Source organism: Gordonia sp. DT101 (assembly GCF_049844895.1).
Taxonomy (GTDB): Bacteria; Actinomycetota; Actinomycetes; order Mycobacteriales; family Mycobacteriaceae; genus Gordonia.
In genome coordinates this window covers 860,545-881,975 of the sequence record NZ_JBNCLX010000002.1, presented here as the reverse complement: position 1 = coordinate 881,975, position 21,431 = coordinate 860,545, and the positions used below count along the sequence as shown (strand labels likewise).

Below are 21,431 nucleotides of genomic sequence, written 5' to 3'. Positions count from 1 at the left end.
CGACTCCGGATCGAACCGGTTGAGGAACCAGATCCGCTGCTGCGAGTACGACAGCGGGAGGTGCGGCGGCCGCGGGATCGAGCCCGGCGCGACCGACGCCAGGGTGTCGGTCGCGGACCGGCTCATCAACCGAGCGAGGTCTCGCACCGTCGGGTGGTCGAAGACGTCGCGGACCCGCACGGTGGCGCCCGCGGTCGCCGAGATCCGTGCGGCGAGTCGCGTCGCCGACAACGAGTTGCCGCCGAGGTCGAAGAACGATTCCGTCGCGCTCACCCGGTGGCGGCCCAGCAGATCGCCGATGATCTCGGCGATCTCGGTCTCGCCGGGGCCGACCGGTGCGACGAACTCCTCGGCCGATAGCCCGTCCGGGATCGGCAGTGCGCGTCGGTCGAGTTTTCCGCTGGTGGTCAGCGGCAGGGCGTCGAGGACGACGATCGCCGAGGGCACCATGTATCGCGCGAGTCGCTCGCTCACTGCGCCGATGAGAGTGTCCGGGTCGAGCTCCGTCGATCTGTCCGTCTCCGGCACCACATAGCTCACGAGACGGATACCGGTGCCATCTCCCCCGACGCCCTGGGTGACCGCCGTGTCGACGCCCGGCTGCGCCGTGAGAACGGCATCGATCTCGCCGAGCTCGACACGCTGACCGTTGATCTTCACCTGGAAGTCGGCCCGGCCGGCGAACTCCAACCGATGAGCCCGGGTGCGCGCATCCAGTGTCCAACGGACGAGATCGCCGGTGCGGTACCACCGACTGCCCGGCTCGCCAAGAGGATTCGCCACGAAGGTCGACGCCGTCAGACCGGCCCGGTTCAGATAGCCGAGCGCGAGGCCATCGCCGGCGAGGTAGAGCTCACCGACCGCGCCGATCGGAACCGGATGCAGCCGTTCGTCGAGCACCGCCACCGAGAAGCCGCCCACCGGACGGCCGATGGTGATCGGTTCACCGGGAACCACCGCGGCCGCCGTCGCCCACACCGTGGTCTCCGACGGCCCGTACAGGTTGAACATCTCCCGGCCTGGCGCCCAGGCCTCGACCACGTCAGGCGGACACGCCTCACCTGCCGTCGTGAGGTGACGGAGCGAGGTGACGCCGTGGGGCTCCATCGTCGCGAGCACCTGTGGGGTGATGACCGCGTCGGTGACGGCGCCGTCGACGATCACCTCGACGAGGGCTGGGCCGGCGAAGACGTCGGCCGGGGAGATCACCAGGGTGACCCCCAGCCCGATGGCCCAGGCCATCTCGAAGAAGGCGGCATCGAAGCTCGGGGACGCCACGTGCAGCACCCGGATGTCGGACTCGGTTCCCGAGATTCCCCTCCCCGAGATCGATCGCTGTGCGGCCAGCAATTCGGCGACGCCACGATGCGACACGGCAACGGCCTTGGGCCGTCCGGTCGAGCCCGAGGTGTAGATCAGGTAGGCGAGGTCGTCGAGACGGGCGGCGCGGGTCCGTTCGTCGTCGGCGATCGGTGCGCCCGACAGTCCGTCGAGCCGTGTCCGGATCGACGGGTGGTCGATCGCAATCCAGCGGACCTCGTCGGAACGCTTGTCGAGTCCGCTGTCGCCGATGGTGAGTGCCACCGCCACAGCGGAATCGGTGAGCATGTGGGCCACCCGGTCGGCGGGCAGTGTCGGGTCGATCGGCAGATACGCCGCACCGGTGGCCAGCACCGACCAGACCGCGATGACGGACTCGACAGACCGACCGACCGCCACCGCCACCACGTCTCCCGGTCCGATGCCCTCGCCGATGAGCAACCGGCCGAGTCGGTGGGTGCGGTCGCCGAACTCGTCGTAGGTCATCGACCGGTCGCCGAGGATCAGTGCGGTGCGGTCGCCGGTCACGTCACGCGCGGCGAGGATCTCGGTGATCGTGCGCGGCGACGCCGTGGCGGGAGCGATCATGGGCGCGAGTACCGCACGTTCGTCGGCATCGACGAGCTCGATGTCACCGACGGAGCCGTCCGGCGCGGCCACGAATCCGGCCAGCAGCGTCTGATACAGCGCCGCGATACGCGTGATCTCACTGTCCGAGAACGCATTCGGGAGGTATTTGAACGTCAGGTCGATGCCGTCGCCCGACGGTGCGGCGGCGAGATTGAGCGGATAGTGGGTGGCGTCGGTCAGCGTCACCCGCCCGATCTCCAGGCCGGCCGCCGAGCTGCCCGCGGTGACCGCGTCGGCATCCACCGGATATGACTCGTAGACCGTGAGCGTGTCGAACAGCACGTGATGGCCGGCGGCCGACGCGATGTCGGCGAGGCCGACATGCTGGTGGTCGAGGAGCCGTGCCTTGGTGGCCTGCAGGTCGGCGAGGCCGTCTCGCACCGGCTGTGCCGCATCGACGTCGACGACCACCGGCAGCGTGTTGATGAACAGGCCGATCATCGATTCCACGCCGGGCAGTTCCGGCGGCCGGCCGGAGACCGTCTCGCCGAAGGTGACAGTGGCGCGCCCGGTCAGTCGGGACAGCAGCACGCCCCAGGCGTATTGGAGAATGGTCGGGACGGTGGTGTCGGTGTCGCGGGCCAAGCGGGTCAGCCGCGACGAGAGTTCAGCACCCGCGGCGACAATCCGGTCGCGGGGCAGTTCGGTTGCGGCGGAGGTGAATCCGGGCCGTACCAGGGTCGGGCCATCGACGTCGGCGAGGACCTCGCGCCACGACGCCAGTGCCGCGTCGTCGTCCCGTCGGGCGAGCCAGTCGAGGAAATCGCCGTAGTCACGGCTGACCGTCTCGTCGGTGCCCGGGAGCTCGAGGCCGCCGTAGTGGGCGAACAGTTCGGCCAGCACGAGCGGATTGGACCAGCCGTCGAGCAGCAGGTGGTGGTTGGTGACGACGAACCGGTTCACGCCGTCCGGGAGGTGGATCAGCCGGAAACGCAGCAAGGGCGGCACGGCCAGGTCGAACGGTGTGATCCGATCTCTCAGGGCCAGCTCATCGGCGCGGCGTTCGGCGTCGTCGACCGGGAGTTCACTGAGGTCGACGGACTTCCAGTCCAGGTCGACGTGTGAGGGGACCACGGCGAGCGGTGTGCCCGACTCGGTCCGCAGGTACCCGGAGCGGAGCACCCGGTGATCGCCCAGCAGCCGACGAGCCGACTCCCGCAGCCGATCGCCGTCGACGTGACCGTGGATGTCGATGACGCCCTGGGTGACGTAGACGTCGAGGCCGGTCGCGCCGTCCGCCGGTTCGTGATCGGCCTGGGCGTGTTCGGTCTGTGCCAGTTCGGCCTGATAGAACAGACCGCGCTGCAGCGGGGTGAGCGACCACAGGTCGGCGTCCGGATACCGGACGGCGAGCTGATCGATCTCGCCCTGGGTGAGGCCCGTGGCGGCGACGTCCGACGGACTCAGTCCGGGATCGCCGACCTCGTCGACGTGGGCGGTGATCTCCGCGAGCGCATCGGTGAACCCGGCGGCCAGTGACGCCACCGCATCGCCGTCGAGAACCGTTGCCGGCGCGCTGAACTCGACCTCCAGGACACGACCGACCGCGGTCGGCACGGTGTTGACGTTGACCGCGAGCTGCGCGAGCGCGGCCATCGTCCCCGAGACGGTACCGGGCAGGCGGGGTGCGTCGGCGACCGGTGCGAACGCGACGTCTGCATCGACACCGTCGGCGGACCGGACAGAACCCGTACCCGCGCCGAGGAAGTTGAACGTGATCGGCGGGAGCGGCCGAGAGGCCAGCGGCGAATCGGGTCGGAGGTATCGCAGCGCGCCGAAGGCGATGCCGTCGTCGGGCCGCTCGGCGACGGCTTCCTTGGTGGCCTTGACGAGCGTCGCGATGGGTAGGGCGGGATCGATCTCGACGATGAGCGGCGAGACGCTCGTGAACCAGCCGACGGTGCGGGACAGATCGGCGAGCGCCTCACCGACGTGTTCTTCGCGGCCATGACCCTCGAGCAGGATCGACACCGGGACCGGGCCACCCTGGTGGCGGGCCACGGCGAGTCCGAGTGCGGCGAGCATGATGTCGTCGGCGCCGGTTCGGAAGGCGGTGGCGATGCGGCCGAGGACCGCTTCGGCGAGATCGGCGGACACCCGGAACGTCTCGGATCGGACACCGGACTGTCGGTCCCGGTCTCTGGCGAGCGGCGCGCCGAGCAGGGTGGGATGCTGCGGCAGGTGACGTTCCCAGATCGGCAGCTCGGCGGCGCGGGAGGTCGCGAGACCGTCGAGCACGCTCGCCCACCGCCGCATCGATGTGCCGTTGTCCGGCAGTCTGATCGACTCGCCGGCACTCCGTTGCGACCAGGCGATCGCGAGGTCGGTGATGATGGTGCGCCACGAGACGGCATCGACGGCGAGGTGATGCACGGCCAGGATCAGTCGGCCCGGATCGTCGCCAACGCCGCGCACGCCGGTGCAGGCGACCATCTGTGCCGCGGCCGGATCCAAGCGACCCAGCGCATCGGCATGAGCGGCGTGGACGAGTGCGGCACCGTCGGTGACCCCAGCACGCCGGCCAGCCTCGTCGGCCGTCCAGATGGTCAGGGCGTCGGCACCGGAGAACGGCTCACCGGCCCGCATCGACCATCCGTCGGCTGTCTGCGTCAACCGCGCCGACAATGCCGGATGGTGCGCGACGACGGCATCGAGCACAGCGCTCAGCCCGATCTCGTCGACGTGCGACGGCAGAGTGAGGACGACGGCCTGCGAGTAGTCCGCCACATCCGACGGTTCGTCGGCATGTTCGAGCATCCAGTGCACGGTCGGTGTGATGGCCACCTCGCCGACGGCGCCGCCCGGCAGCTCGTGCAGGAGGTCGCCGGGCGAGGTCTCGACGGCCCGGGCGAGGTCACGAACAGTCTTGTGTTCGAAGATCTCCCGTGGGCTGAGCGGGAACCCGGCACCGCGCAGCAGCGCCGAGACCTGGATCGACATGATCGAGTCGCCGCCGAGCGCGAAGAAGGATTCGGTCACGCCGACCCGGTCGGCGCCGAGCACACCGGCAACGATCTCCGCGATACGGCGTTCCGCCTCGGTCCCCGGCTCAACGGTCTCGGTGGATTCGGTCGTCGAGAAGTCGGGCTGTGGAAGGGCACGGCGGTCGAGCTTGCCGGCACTGCCGAGCGGTAGTTCGTCGAGCACCGTCCACACCGTGGGCCGCATGTACTGCGGGAGCGCCGCTGCGACGGCACGTCGCGTCGCGTCGACGTCGACGGTTGCCGTCGGGGACAGGTAGGCGACGAGATGCTGAGCATCGCCGGGCCCGGTGGCGACTGTCGCGGCCGCGTGGACGACCCCTGGCACGCCGGAGAGCACGGACTCGATCTCGCCGAGCTCCACCCGCTGACCGCGCAGCTTCACCTGGAAGTCGGTGCGGCCCAGGTATTCCAGCTCACCCGCCGAATTGACCCGGACGAGATCACCGGTGCGGTACAGCCGTCCGCCGGAGACCCCGTACGGGTTGGCGACGAATCGGTCGGCCGTGAGGTCGGGGCGGGCCGCGTATCCGCGGGCCACCTGCACACCGCCGAGGTAGAGCTCGCCCGGGACGCCGACCGGCACCACCCGCAGGCGTGCATCGAGCACCAGGGTCTGGGTGTTCCAGGTCGGTCGGCCGATCGGCACCACGTCGCCGACGACGTCGATGCCCTGATGGGCGACCTCGACGGCGGCCTCGGTCGGACCGAACAGGTCGTGCAGCCCGGCGTGCGGGAACCGGTCCCGGGCCGCGGCGGCGACCGAGGGCGACAGGGCCTCGCCGGAGCAGAAGACGTAGCGCAGATGGGTCAGGGCGGCCAACTGCCGGGCGGGGACCACATCGAGGAACACCGACAGCATCGACGGCACGAAATGCACCGACGTCACCCGGTGCGCCGACAGCACCTCGGCGAGGTAGGTCGGGTCGGTGTGTCCCCCATGGCGCGCGACGAGGAGTCGTGCACCGGCGATCAGCGGCGCGAACAATTCCGGTACCGAGACGTCGAAGGTGTAGGGCGTCTTGAGGATCACCGTGTCGTCGGTGCCGAACGGGAAGCTCGCCAGACCCCACCGCAACCGGTTGAGCACCGAGCGGTGACTGACCGTCACACCCTTCGGCCGGCCGGTGGAACCGGAGGTGAAGATCGTGTAGACAGCGTGGTCGGGATGCAGCGGCCCGGTGCGATCGGCGTCCGACACCGGCTGCGCGTCGGGAGCATCGAGGTCGACCGGGCGATCGGCGTCGACCACCACGACGGGCGTCGCATTGGCGGAAACGGGCTCCGGAGGGGCACCCGGATCGACGAGAAGTACCGCCGCACCGGCGGTGTCGATGATGTAGTCGGCGCGCTCGGCGGGCGCCTCGGTGTCGATCGGGACGTACTGTCCGCCAGCGGTCACCACCGCGTGGATCGCGACGACCATCTCGACCGACCGCGGAATGCACACGGCCACCGCCACGTCCGGCCCCACACCGAGCGAGATCAGCGTTCGGGCCAGCATGTTCACCCGGGCGGCGAACTCGGCGTGGTCGAGGACGCGGTCGTCGAACAGCAGCGCCGGGGCGCCCGGGTGGCGTGAGGCGAATTCGCTCAGGGCCTCGGGCAGGACCTGTGTCGGCAGTTCGACGCGCGACCCGGTGGCGTCTGCCACGCGGCGCGACGCCTCGGCCTCGTCGACGAGAGCGAGATCACCGACGGCGGGATCGGCTCCGGCCGAGGCCGCCACGGAGATCTCGATCAGCAGGCTGCGGAATGCGGAGGCGATGCGTTCGGCGCCGGCGTGGTCGAAAAGATCTGTGGCATAGATGATCTTGCCGGTGATCGCGCCCTCGTCGGTCTCGGTCATCCCGACCGTGAGGTCGAACTTGGCGGCGTCGGCACCCGGATCCTCGGCAGTGATCTCGAGCTCGCCGACCGCACTCGGACCGAGCCCGCTCTGATCGAGGACGAGCAACACCTGGGCGAGCGGTTCGAACGATTCCGACCGCACCGGGTCCAGTGCCTCGACGACCCGTTCGAACGGCACGTCGGCGTGCGAGAAGGCGTCGAGATCGACGCGCCGCACCTGGCCCAGCAGTTCCGCCAGCGACTGATCGGGGGTCACCTCGGTGCGCAGCACCAGCGTGTTCACGAACATGCCGACGAGGTCGTCGAGGGCGACGTCGCCGCGACCGGCGACCGGCGTGGCGACCGCGATGTCCGATGTTGCCGACAACCGCGCCAACAGCAGGGCCAGCGCGGCGTGGACCACCATGAATCTCGTGGTGCCGTGGGCACGCGCGAGTTGATCGAGACCATGACGAATGTCCTCGCCGACCCGGTACTCGACCGATCCGCTGCGCATCGACGCCACCGTGGGGCGCGGGTGATCGGTGGGCAGTTCCAGCACGTCGGGGAGCCCGGCGAGCTGCGTCCGCCAGTGCCCGAGCTGTCGGGAGATCTCCGAACCGGGGTCACGGTCGTCGCCGAGCGCTTCCCGTTGCCAGATCGCGTAGTCGGCGTACTGCACGGCCATCGGCGCCCACGCCGGTGATTGTGACTGTGCGCGTGCGGTGTACGCGATGGCGAGGTCGCGGGCGAGCACCGGGCCGGACTCCCCGTCCGCGGCGATGTGGTGGAGAACAACCACGAGGAGGTGTTCGTCGGGGCCGACCGTCGCGAGTCGTGCCCGGATGGGCAATTCACCCGCGACGTCGAAGCCGCGCCACAGGAGTTCACGCGCCCGCACCTCGTCACCGATCCCCCAGTCCAACAGCGGGGTCGCCGTCGCGACATCGGAGATCTCCTGATGCGGCGTGCCGTCGGGACCGGCCGGATAGCGAGTGCGCAGCACTTCGTGACGCGCCACCACATCCGCGAAGGCATCTCCCATGGCATCGGCGTCCACCGGGCCGCGCAGGCGGAGCAGGACGGGGATGTTGTAGGCAGGTGATGTCGTGTCGAATTGGTTGATGAACCACATCCGCTGCTGCGCGAACGACAGTGGCAGCGGCTCGGTTCGGGGCCCGGTGGGTACGAGTGCCGGACGGCCGGCGCGCAGGCCGGCCGCGCCCGAGACGAGTTCGGCGAGTTCACGTGCGGTGGGTGCGTCGAACAGCAACCGCACGGGTACGTCCGCCCCGAGCGCGTCGGCCACCCGGGCGGCGACCCGGGTCGCCGACAGCGAGTTGCCACCGAGATCGAAGAAGCTGTCGGTCACCGACACCCGGTCGACGCCCAGCACGTCGGCGAACACACCGGCGACCCTCGCCTCGACATCCGATTCCGGGGCCACGTACTGCCCTGCGCTGAACTCGGGTTCCGGCAGGGCCCGGCGATCGAGTTTGCCCGCCGAGTTGAGCGGGATGTCGTCGAGGACCATCCAGACCGTGGGCCGCATGTACTCCGCGAGTGCCTCCGACGTCACCGACTTGACCCGGTCCAGGTCGATCGGCTGACCACTCGCACCCGCCAGGTATGCCACGAGATGATCTCCGCCGGCCGGCGCGGCGGCCACCGTCGCGGCCGCGTGCACCACGCCGGGCGCCGATGCCAGCACCGACTCGATCTCGCCCAGCTCGATGCGCTGACCCCGCAACTTGATCTGGAAGTCGGTGCGGCCCAAGTAGTCCAGTGATCCGTCGCCTCGGTGACGTACCAGGTCTCCGGTTCGGTACAACCGCGACCCCGGCGGACCGAACGGATCGGCCACAAAACGTTCCGCGGTCAGTTCCGGTCGAGCGGCATAGCCCCGGGCCAGTTGGATCCCGCCGACGTAGAGCTCGCCGGCAGCGCCTCTGGGCACGGGGTGCAGTCGTGCGTCGAGCACGTGCGCGGTCGAGTTCCACACCGGGACACCGATCGGCACCGATCCGAGCGAGGCGGCCACATCGTCGATCTGCTGATAGGTGATCTCCACGGCGGCCTCGGTCGGCCCGTACAGGTTGTAGAACAGCACCTCGGGCAACAACTGCCGCGTCTCGGCCGCCACCGCCGGCGGGAGCGCTTCCCCTGTGGTGGACACGATGCGCAGCGAATCGAGCGACCGAATCCGTTCCGGACCGGCGACCTCGAGGAACACCGACAGCATCGACGGCACGAAATGCACCATGGTCGCCCGGTGCTTCGCGATCTGCTCGGCCACGTACACCGGATCGAGATGACCGTCGGCGTCGAGCACCAGCAGCCGGGCGCCGACCATCAACGGCGCGAACAACTCGGCCACCGAACAGTCGAAGGTGACCGGCGTCTTCAGCACCACCGTGTCGGACGTGTCGATCGGCAATTCGTCGAGTCCCCAGCGCATCCGGTTGACCACCGCGTCGTGCGACACGGTCACGCCCTTCGGCCGTCCCGTCGATCCGGACGTGAAGATCGTGTAGGCCGCGTGGTCCGGCCGTAGAGGTGTGTGGCGCTCGTCGTCGCGCAGGGGGGTGTCGTCGCCGGCGACCGCCGAATCACATTCGACGGCAAGGATCTCCGCGCCGGCCTCGACGACGGCCGCGGGCGGGGCGCCCGGGCCGACCAATACGACCCCGGCACCTGCGGTGTCGAGCATGTACCGGACCCGGTCCACCGGGGCGGCGACGTCGATCGGCACATATTGTCCACCGGCCGCGACCACGGCGTGGATGGCCACCACCATCTCCACCGAGCGCGGGACGCACACGCCGACCGCGACATCGGGGCCGATCCCACGTCGGATGAGATCCCTTGCCAGGATATTGATCCGGGATGCGAGGTCGCCGTAGGTCAGGGTGCGTCCGTCGGACACCAGGGCCGGCAGATCGGGGGTCGCCGCGGCCTGCCGCGCCAGCGCATCGGCGATCGTCTCGGTGCGGACCGGCACCACCGCACCGGCGGAGAGTTCTCGGCGGCGCTCGACGTCGGCCGCGCCCAACACCTCGAGGTCGCCCAGCGCACGATCGGGTTCGACGACGACCTGCCGGATGATCCGCTCGAAGATCGCGATGAACTCGCCGACCGTCTCACGGTCGAAGAGGTCGGTCGCGTACTCGATCACACCGGAGAGGACCTGATCACCACCGCCACCCTCGATCAGGGTGATCGCGAGATCGTGATCGGTCAGGTCGCGGTACTGTTCGACCAATTCCGCTGTGACACCGGGCAGGTCGAACCGCGCGCCCTGCGCGTCCTGGAGAAGCAGCAACACCTGGAAGACCGGCGAATGTGCGGTGCTACGGGTCGGCTGCAGCTTCTCGACGATCATGTCGAACGGGATGTCGGCGTTGCCCAGCGCCGCCAGATCCCGGTCACGGACCTCCCCGACCAGTTCCCCGAAGCCGCGGGCCGGATCGACGGGGGTACGCAACACGACCGTGTTCATGAACATGCCGACGAGATGTTCGAGCGAACGCTCACCACGGCCCGCATAAGGAGTGCCGACCACCACGTCACGGTCACCGGTCAGGCGGTGCAGCACCAATACCCAGGCGGCGTGCAACACCATGAACAGCGACGCGTTGTGCGCCTGCGCGAACTGCCTGATCGCGGCGAACAGTTCACCGTCGACCTCGAAGGTCACGGCGTCGGCGCGATTGCTCTGCACGGGCGGCCGTGGCCGGTCGGTGGGCAGCGCGATCAGTTCCGGCGCACCGTCGAGATCCTGTTCCCAGAACTCCAGTTGTTGCGCGGCAAGCGAATCGGGGGTACCGGGCTCACCGAGGACGTGTCGTTGCCAGACGGTGTAGTCGGCGTACTGGACGTCGAGTCGCGGTCGATCTGCGTCGCCCTCACCTCGGCGGGCGCCGTAGGCGGCCACCAGATCCTGTGCCAGCGGCGTGAGTGACCCGCCGTCGCTGATGACATGGTGGGCGACGAGGGCGAAGACGAATTCGTCGTCGGCGGTCTGGAACAGTCGTGCGCGGATCGGCGGCGCCGTCTCGAGATCGAATCCGACGCCGATCACTCCCGCGAGGGCGGCGTCGACAGCGGCCGGGTCGTCGGCCGGGATGCGGACCGCCGGATCGATCTGGAGATCCGGACGGTAGCTCCCCTCACCGAGCACGACCTGTTCGGGCACGCCGTCGGTCGACGGGAAGCGGGTGCGCAGGATCTCGTGCCTGCCGAGGAGGTCACGGACCGCGCCGTCGAGCGCCGACGGATCGAGATCTCCCCGGAACCTGAGTACCAGCGGGATGTTGTAGACGTGGCTGCCCGCGTCGAGGGTGGCCAGGAACCAGATCCGCCGCTGCGCATACGACAGCGGGATCGGCGACGGCCGCTCGGTCGCGACGAGTTCGGGTCGGTGGACGTGCCGGCGGCCGGCCACGCGCGCGGCGAGATCGCGCACCGTAGGCGCTTCGAAGATGTCCCGGACGGACACCACCAGGTCGAGATCGTCCTTGCACCTCGCGGCGATCTGTGCGGCCACCAGTGAATTGCCGCCGATGCCGAACAACGACTCGACGACACTGACCTGATCGACGTCGAGGACGGCCTCGAACACCGTGGCGATCTGGCGCTCGGCCTCGCCGCGCGGCGGTACGTACGCCATCGCGCCGGCCGGCGTGGGCACCGGGAGCGCCTTGCGATCGAGCTTCCCGTTGACATTGAGCGGCAGCTGGTCGAGGACCATCACCACGTCGGGAACCATGTAGTCCGGAACCCTGATCGCGACGGCGGACCTGATCTCGGTCCCGTCGAGATCTCCGCCGTCCGTTCCGGTCCCGACGACGTAGCCGACCATCTGCTCGGGTTGACCGTCACGCTGCTTGATCGCGGCGGCCGCGGCATCCACTCCGGGCGCGTCCAAGAGCGCTGCCTCCACCTCACCGAGTTCGATGCGGTATCCCCGGAGTTTCACCTGGGCGTCGCTGCGCCCGATGTACTCCATCGCATCACCCCGGGGAATCACGACATCCCCGGTGCGGTACATACGGGCCCCCGGCTCGTAGGGGTCGGCGACGAATCGTGTTGCGTTCAGGCCGAATCGGCCCAGGTATCCACGCGCGACCTGCCCACCGGCGATGTACAGTTCGCCGGGTACGCCCTCGGGCACACGGGCGAGGCGCTGGTCGAGCACGTAGCAGCGAGTGCCGGGGATGGAACCGCCGATGTCCGAAGCCAGGCTGTTCGCGACGAGATCGATCGTCAGTTCCCGTCGGGTCATGTACACCGTCGCCTCGGTGGGGCCGTACATGTTGTTCAGCGACGGTCCCGCGTTGCCGTCCAGCGTGAGCCGGTCGTCGTGCCAACGGCGTACCTGCGCGAAGTCGAGTGCCTCACCGACAAAGATCATGTACCGGATCGACGGCGCCACCACGCCGTTCGCGGGCGGACGGACGGCGGCGGCCAGTTGGTAGAAGGCGGACGGGGTGAGGTTGACGACGGTGACCTGTTCCCGTTCGAGAACCTCCACGAAGTCGGCGGGTGATCGGGTCGTGAAATAGTCGAGCACGACGAGACGGCCGCCGAAGCTCAGCGACACCCAGATCTCGCCGACCGACACGTCGAAGGCATAGGACTGGAACATCGTCCATACGTCGTCGCAGGACAGGTCGTACATCTCACCCATCGACCGCATCAGGGTGACCACGTCGTCGTGGGTGACCACCACGCCCTTGGGCTTGCCCGTCGAGCCGGAGGTGTACATCACGTACGCGGGATGCGCCCCGTTGATGTGCTGCGGGATGAGATCGACACCGTGATCGCTGCCGGCATCGGCAACCGTGGACAGGGAGACGTCGAGGGTCTGCCAGGCCTTGATGGTCTCGTCGTCGGCGAGGACGAGCAACGGCCCGGCGTCATCGATGATCGTCTGCAGCCGTTCGAGCGGATGCGATCGGTCGAGCGGCAGGTAGGCCGCACCCGACTTGATCACGCCGAGCAACGCGACGATCAGTTCTGCCGATCTCGGCATCGCGACACCGATCAGGATCTCGGGACCGGCGCCGGCCGAGATGAGGCCGGCGGCGAGCCGGTCCGAACGCTCATCGAGTTCCCGGTACGTCAGGGCCGCGCCGTCGAGATCGACGACCGCGGTTCGATCGGCGAATCGATGAGCGGACAAACGGAAAAGTCCCGGGAGCGAGCCCCAGTCCGAGGAGCCCGACATCTCGAACGCGATCGAACGGACCCGGTCCACGACCCGGTTCGCCTCGGCGGCGATCTCACCGGCCGCCAGCCCGGCCTTCGGGATCAGGCCGGTGACGGTACCCACCACCGCCGACTCGGCGTCGAGCCCACTCGCAGCGAGCACGCTCGCGGTGGCCGCGACCTGCGCCTGGAGCGCACCGAAGGTGACGGGGCCGGCCGCACCGGTGAAGGAGGTCTGCTCCGGCGCCGTGGCGGCCGCCACGGCGATCAGATGCAGGGTGGATGGCCGGGGGCCCCATCCGGAGGAGAGGTCCCGTTGGCCGTGCTCGGGGGCCGTCACGCGCGATCGGCGCCTCTCACCGGGACCTCGCCTCTCACCGGGACCTCGCCTCTCACCGGGACAACGGTGCCGTCGACCGTCTGGGCGCCGGGCGCGTCCCCATCGTTGCCGACGACCTCGACAGCGCGCACCCGTAGCTCTCGGACCACGGCGTCGAGGGTGTCGGGACCGGACGTGACCAGGTCCGGGACGCTGCTCATCAACGCCATCGTGAGGCCGGCGTTCGAATCGTCGGCGGGCAGCCCGGCCGACATGGCGGTCTTGATCGCATCCAGGTCACCGAAGCCCATGATGAATCCATTCCGCTCGACCGCGGTCGCCATCGGCTCCGCCGCGGCGGCCCGGGTCACCAGATCTGCGAGGGTGACCGCGTCCTGCGCGGTGCTGGTGGCTTCATCGGCGAGATCGAGCACAATGTCTCCCACGATACAAGTCGTGTCGTCGGCGACCGCCTCGAGCACCCGGACATACCAGTCGGCGATCCGCTCCACCGTGCTCGCGTCGAAAAGATCCGTTGCGTAGAGCAACTGGGCCTTGATGGCACCGTCGGACGTCTGCCCCGCCGGATCGCTCGGGAAGAGCGTCAGCTGCAGGTCGACCTTCGCCGAAGAGAGCTGCTCGTCCTCCGGCGAGATGCGCAGACCCTCGAGTTCCAGCGTGGGGAACTCGATGTTCTGGAAGGCGAACATGACCTGGAACAACGGGTTGTAGGAGGTGGGCGCCACCGGCAGTACGCGTGAGACGATCTGGTCGAAGGCCACATCGGTGTGTGCCATGTCGACGAGATCCTCGTTGCGGACCCGCTCGAGAAGCGTGCCGAACCGCTCGCCGACCGACAGCCGGGTCCGCAGTGCCAGGGTGTTGACGAACATCCCGACCACGTTCTCGAGTGCGGAATCACCGCGGCCCGCATACGGCGTGCCGATAACCACGTCGTCGTTGCCGGAGATGCGGCTCAACAGCAGGGCGTAGGCCGCGTGCGTGACCATGAACAGAGTGGTGTTGTTGACGCGCGCCACCGAGTCCAGCGCACGGACGAGATCCGCGGGCAGCTCGAACTCGACGGTGCGCCCCTCGAAACTCGGGGTGCGCGGCCGCGGGCGGTCGGTCGGGAGATCGATCTGGTCGGGCACGCCCTCGAGCCGCTCCGCCCAGTACTGCAGCTGACGATCCCCCTCGGTGACCTCGTCGTCACCGGCGGTCGCCAGCCGATCGGCCTGCCACAGGGTGAAGTCCGCGTATTGCACGGGCAGCGGCACCCAGGCCGGTGCGGCCCCACCGAGTCGCGCCGCGTACGCGGTCATCAGGTCACGGGCGAGTGGCGCCATCGATGCACCGTCGGCGCTGATGTGATGGACCACGAACACCAGCACGTGCTCGTCGGGACGCACCCGCAGCACCGACATCCGCAGCGGCGCCTTCGACACGATGTCGAATCCCTCGCCGGTGACCCGGGCGATCGCGTCGGTCAGGTCCCCGTCCACATCGGTGACGCGCAGATCGAGATCGTCGACCATGTCCTCGGCCGGGATGATGATCTGGATCGGCAGCGCGTTGACCATCGGGTAGGTCGTCCGGAGCGACTCGTGGCGCCGGACGAGGTCACCCATCGCGGCCCGCAACGCGTCGGTGTCGAGCTCGCCGGACAGTCGAAGTGCCAGCGCGACATTGTAATTGGCCGCATCCGGGTCGGCGCGATTGAGCAGCCAGAGGCCGCGCTGCACTCCCGACACCGGCACCATCTCGGCGCGATTGCGGGCGGTCAGCGGAGGCGCCGAACGGCCGGTCATCGTCGACGTCAGGTGTGCGGCGAACTTGGCCGCGGTGGGCTTCTCGAACAGGTCCTTCACCGGGACCCGGCGATCGAAGACCCCCGCGAGGCGGGACACCGCCTTGGTCGCCGACAGCGAGTTCCCGCCGAGTTCGAAGAAACTGTCGTCGACACTCACCCGGGAGACGTCGAGGACCTGCGCGAAGACGTCGGCCACCACCGCCTCCATCTCGCTGCGCGGCGCAACGAACTCCTTGGACATCGTGAAGTCCACCGGCGGAAGCGACGTGCGGTCGATCTTGCCGACCGGGGTGAGGTCGAAGGACGCCACGACGACCACGGTCTGCGGGACCATGTAGGCGGGCAGGCGCGCGGCGGTGTGATCGAGGATGTCCGCCGGTGACGGCGATGCACCGTCGGCCGCCGTCACGTAGGACACGAGAACGGTCTCGCCGGCAGGACCGGGCACGCCGAGGCTGAGGGCGTTCGCCACCCCGGGGTGTTCCATGAGTCCCGCGTCGACCTCGCCCGGCTCGATCCGCTGTCCACGGATCTTGAGCTGGAAGTCGTTGCGGCCCTGATAGATCAGGGCACCGTCTGCCGTCCGGACAACCCGGTCTCCGGTGCGGTACATACGACTGTTCGGTTCGTGGGGATTCGCCACGAACGCGGTTGCCGTCAGATCAGGACGGCCGTGATAGCCACGTCCGAGCTGGACACCGGTGAGATAGAGCTCGCCCGGCACCCCGACGGGCGTCGGCCGTAGACCACGATCCAGCACCAGTGCACCCACGCCGGACACGGCCGGCCCGATCGTCACCGCGTCGTCGGCGCGCATCGGTCCCGCCGCGGTCGCCCAGATCGTCGCCTCGGTCGGCCCGTACAGGTTGAAGAACTGACGACCGGCACCGACCCATCGACGCATCAGGTCCGGCGGGCACGCCTCCCCCACACTGACGACGGTCGACAGGCTCCGGACTCGAGACGGCTCGAGCGTACCGAGAGCCGATGGGGTCATGACCGCATGCGTCACACCACCGCCGGCGATCACCTCGTCGAGTTCGGCGCCACCGAAGACATCGGCCGGGCTCACCACGAGCCGTCCGCCCGAACACAGGGCCATGGCGATCTCGAAGATCGATGCGTCGAAGCTGGGCGACGCGACGTGCAGGACCCGGGCGGCCGGACCCACCGACAGCGTCCCGCGCTGGTTGGCGATCATGTTCGCGAGTCCTCGATGGGTGACGGCGGCCGCTTTCGGCCGTCCCGTGGAACCCGATGTGTAGATGAGGTAGGCCAGGTCGTCGAGGCCTGGCGCCGACACGAGCTCGCCGTCCTGGATCCGGGTCCCGCAGTGACCGGCGACCTGCAACTCGATCTGCTCGTCGTCGATCACGAGCCAGTCGACGTCGCCCGGGGCATCGACAGCGACATCGCAGACGGTGACGCCGAGGACCGGGGCCGCGTCGAACAGCATGTCGGCGCGTCGCTCCGCCGGATGGCGAGGGTCGATGTTGACGAACGCGGCTCCGGTCTTGGCGACCGCGACGGTCGCGATCACCGACTGCGCGGACCGCGGGATCGTGACGGCCACCACCGATCCCGGTCCGGCGCCGCGCGAGATCAATTCGCGCGCCAATTGATTGGTACGTATCTCGAAGACGTCCCAGCTGGTCGTCGAGCCGTCACCGACCAGTGCGGGTGCAGCCGGGTTCGCCGCGTTCGCGCCGGCCGCCAGGAGCTCCCGCAGCGTCTGCGGCGCGGCCGCCGACGGCGACCGATCGGACAGCGCCGCGATCTCGTCGGGCGGCAGCAGGTCGATCTGGCCGACGGGTGCGTCGGCATCGGCCACCATCCCCTGCATCATCGTGATCAACCGATCGCCGATCGCCGAGACCGTGGATTCGTCGAAGAGATCGGTCGCATAGGAGATCTCGACGTCGTAGTGGACGTCGTCCGGCGGCCCGTCCGCCGAGCGCTCGGTGACGGAGAAGGCGAGGTCGTACTTCGCTGCGGGGACGCGGGCATCGATCACCTCCGTCGAATCGGCCCATTGCCGCAACTCGCCGGACTGGTCCGACTGCATCGTCAGGGCGACCTGGAAGAGCGGGGTGTGCGACGACGAGCGCTGCGGTGCAACCGCGTCCACGACTCTCTCGAACGGGACGTTGGCATGCGCCATGGCGGTGGCCCGCGCCGTGTGCGCGGAGGCGAGCAGATCGCTCACCGTGGTCGCGGTGCCGACCGGCGTGCGGAGCACCACCGTGTTGACGAACATCCCGACCAGATCGGCGGTGAGTTCGTCGTCCCGCCCCGCGAGGGCGGTGCCGATGGCGACATCGTCGGTGTCACCGAGACGGGCGAGCACCGCGGCCACTGCGCCGTGGATCACGGCGAAGGGGGTGACCGACACCCGTCGCGCGAGCGACCGGATGCCCGCGACGAGCTGACCGTCGATCGACACATCGACGTAATCGCCTGCACCGCCTGCCACCTCGGGTCGCGGGCGATCGGTGGGCAACGTCAGGAAATCGGGCATCCCGGCGAGTTCTGCTCGCCAGAAGTCGAGTTCTCGGGTCTGGAGTTCACTCGGGTGCTCGACGTCGCCGAGCATGCGGTGCTGCCACAGGGCGAAGTCCGCGTACTGGATGGGCAACGGAGCGAACCGGGGCGAGTCGCCGTCCCGGCGAGACCGGTAGGCCGTCATCAGATCCCGGATGAGGGGCCGCAGGGAGAAGCCGTCGGCGGCGATGTGGTGGAGGACGACCACCAGGACGTAGCCCTCGGAGTCGGCGAACACCGCCCAGCGGAAACCGATCTCGTCGACCAGGTCGAAGCCGCGGACCGTCTCGCTCGCGACCGCTTCGTCGAGGGTTCCCACCACCGGACGCACCTCGACCTCGGCGTGATGCTCGAGGTCGACGACCGGGAGCACCTCCTGCACCGGTTCACCGGCGACAGAAGGATATCGGGTCCGCAGCGCCTCGTGTCTCTCGAGCACGTCGAGCACGGCCCCGCGCAGCGCATCGAGGTCGGCATCGGGACCGAGACGAATCGCGCCCGGCATGTTGTAGGTCGCCGCCGCCGGGTCCATGCGATTGATGAACCAGAGGCGGGTCTGGGCATGGGACAACGGGATCACGCTTGCGCGGTCAGCGACCGGGCCGAGCTCCGGCAGGTCGGCGTCGGCCGCGTCGTCGGCCCGACGCGCGATCTCGCCGAGGTCGGAGCTGTCGAAGATGTCGGTCAACCGCAACGACAGTCCGTACTCGTTCCGCGCCCGCGACACCAGACGGGCGGCCGTCAGAGAGTCGGCACCGATCGCGAAGATGTTGTCGCGCAGACTGACCCGGTCGGCACCGATCAGGTCGGCGACGAGATCGGCCAGCGCGACCTCCACTGCCGACTCCGGCGCCTCGAAAGGCACGTCGGCGCCCGTCGTCGGTGCGGGCAGCGCCGACCGATCGAGCTTGCCGGAGGCGTTGACGGGGAAGTCGTCGAGGACCACCACCGCCGACGGCACCATGTGCGACGGAAGATTCTTGCGACAGAACGCGAGGACCCGTTGCTCCTCGACCGTTTCCGAGTTCGAACGCAGATAGGCGACCAGCATCGGTCCGGCGCCGTCGTCGCTGCGGGCCACCACCACGACCGCGTCCACATGCGGCACATCTGCGAGTACCGCCTCGATCTCGCCGAGCTCGACCCGCTGACCCCGGATCTTGATCTGGAAGTCGGTGCGTCCCAAGTATTCCAGCTCGTGACGATCGTTCCACCGGACGAGGTCGCCGGTGCGGTACATCCGCGTGCCCGCGGGCGCGAACGGGTCCGCGACGAAGCGATCCGCGGTGAGGTCCGGCCGGCCCGCGTAGCCACGCGCGAGTTGCGCGCCGGCCAGATACAGCTCGCCCGCCACCCCGATCGGAACCGGCCGGAGACGGACGTCGAGGACTCGGACGTCGGTGTTGACCATCGGGCGGCCGATCGGCACCGGGCCCGTCTGATCGGTCACCCGATGCTCGGTGACGTCGACGGCCGCCTCGGTGGGGCCGTACAGATTGCACAGATCAACCGAACTCACGGCGCCGACCTTGTCGGCGAGGGCTCGGCTCAGCGGTTCGCCCGAGGTGAACACCTGACGCACGGTGGGGCCGAACACCGTTGCGGCGCCGGGTATGCCATCCATCGTCGTGGTGGCACGGTTGCGCTGCGACAGGATGTCGACATACGCATCGAGCATCGACGGGACGAAATGCAGTGTGGTGACGCCGGTGTCCTCGATGAGACGGGCGAGATATTCCGGGTCGCGGTGTCCGTCCGGTCGGGCGATGACCATGCGACCGCCGGTTCGCAACGGCCAGAACAGTTCCCAGACCGAGACGTCGAAGGTGATCGGTGTCTTGTAGAGCACCGCGTCGTCGGGGCCGATCGGATGGCCGTCCTGCATCCAGCCCAGCCGGTTGATCGCCGCGCGCTGTGTGACCTCGACCCCCTTGGGGACGCCGGTGGAGCCCGAGGTGAAGATGACATAGGCCGAGGCGTCGCCGCCGCGACGCGCTGCCACCGGCGCGGTCCGCGCCGCGGGGCGCGCGTCGTCGAAACGGGCCCAGGTCAGATAGGCGGCATCGATCACGACCTCCGCGCCCACGGAGTCCGCGATCAGCGCACGACGACGGGCCGGTTGCCCCGGATCCACCGGCACGTAGGCAGCTCCCGCCGTGAGGATCGCGTAGACCGCACAGACCTGCGCGAGGCCACGCGGCAGCGACACCAGCACTCGATCGCCTGCGGCCACCCCGTCGTCGAGGAGCCGCCCGGCGAGGCCGAGACGGAGCGCGTCGAACTCGCCGTAGGTCCACGTCCGGCCCTCGAACTCCACCGCGACCGCGTCGGGGGTGAGTGCCACCTGCCGTTCGAAGTCGTCGAGGAGTGAGGTGTCGTCGCCGGGCAGCTCGGCACGCGGCCCGGCCCCCGTCTCGAGGAGGGTGGTGGCCTCACCGTCGAAGAGCAGGTCGACCTCGCCGATCGGCGTGTTCGGCTCGGCCATCAGTCGGTCCATGAAGATCAGGAACCGTCGCAGGTGCTGGTCGAGCTCGTCCTGTCGGTACAGCTCCGGATTGCCGTGCAGATCGACGACCAGACGCTCGCCCGGGCCGGCCTGGTAGAGGTTGAGCCGGAGATCCTCGAGGATGCCGGAGGTCAGGATCTGATAGTCCACCCGGGCGCCCGCGAGTTCGATGGGCTTGTCGAACATCATCATGTTGACGATCGGCCCGAACGATGCCGTGTTCGAGTCCGCCATCCCGGCGTCGAGCCGGATCTCCTCGAACCGGTACCGCTGGTGACGCAGGGCCCCCGTCATCTCCAGCTTCAGTTGGCCGACGAGATCACCGGTGGTGAGACCGGTCACGTCGCGGGCGACGATCGGCAGCATGTTGGAGAGCATCCCGCCCGCACGCTTGATCCGTGCCGTCGCGCGACCGGTCACCGGCAGGCTCAGCGCCACGTCGTCGGTGCCGCTCATCCGGGCCAGATATGCGGAGAACACTGCGGTCAGCAGGACGGCGGGCGAACCCCCGATCTGCGCTGCGCGCTCCTCCAACACTTCCTGCCGAGCCGTGTCGAGCGCGCTGCCGGCGATCAGGTTGACCGGATGCAGAGGGGCCACGGCGGCGCTGACCGCGAGGCTGACCCGCTCGGGCAGGTCACCGGCCCGGTCGGTCCAGTGCACCCGGTCCGACTCGTGCCGGGTGCTCTCGGCATATGCGCGATCGTCTGCGACGAGGTCGGCGAGCGATGCGTGCGGCCGATCCGTGCGGGTCCGACCTTCGACGACCGCGTTGTAGCGCTCGAGAGTCTCCTGCATGGCCGTGAGCGCGGCATAACCGTCGATCACGATGTGGTGGGCGCGCAGGTACCAGAGCGCCCGGTCATCGGCGACGCGGATCAGGCTGGTGACCGTGAGTTGATCGGTGACCAGATCGATCGTGCGCTGGTAGTCGGCGTTCATCCACCGGAACGCGGCCGCCATCGGGTCCGCGTCGTCGCGCAGATCGATGACCGCGAGGGTGAAGTCGACCGTCGGGTCGACCAGCTGCATGGGCACCCCGCCCGACTCGATGATGCGGGTGAACGGGGACTGCAGATCCCAACCCACCTCGCGCACCACACGCGCGAAGAGCTCGATGTCGAGCGGACGGTCGTCGTCGCGGATGTCCAGATAATTCGCGACCGTCACCGAGTAATCCGGGGACAGGTTCTCCGCGAACCACATACCCCGCTGAGCTGCGGTCAGCGCGAGTGGCTGGTACCCCGAGACGTCCGCTACGCGATCATCCTCCGGGTGCAT

2 protein-coding genes (1 of these 2 running past the window's edge) are annotated in these 21,431 nt (G+C 69.0%); both read right to left on the bottom strand.

Annotation, left to right across the window (positions count from 1 at the left end; translation table 11 throughout):
• On the bottom strand, positions 1-13,311 hold the 5' portion of the coding sequence (locus tag ACLQ3I_RS10625; protein ID WP_425801728.1) for a non-ribosomal peptide synthase/polyketide synthase. It extends 40,395 nt beyond the left edge of the window; only the first 13,311 of its 53,706 coding nucleotides appear in the window; it begins with the start codon at positions 13,309-13,311; its stop codon lies off the left edge, out of view.
• On the bottom strand, positions 13,308-21,431 hold the full coding sequence (locus ACLQ3I_RS10620) for an amino acid adenylation domain-containing protein (protein ID WP_425801724.1): 8,124 nt from the start codon (positions 21,429-21,431) through the stop codon (positions 13,308-13,310). The genes ACLQ3I_RS10625 and ACLQ3I_RS10620 overlap by 4 nt, the downstream gene beginning before the upstream one ends.

Coding starts and splice junctions, on each gene's coding strand:
- ACLQ3I_RS10620 (WP_425801724.1), bottom strand. CDS start 21,431: ATGCACCCGGAGGATGATCGCGTAGCGGACGTCTCGGGGTACCAGCCA.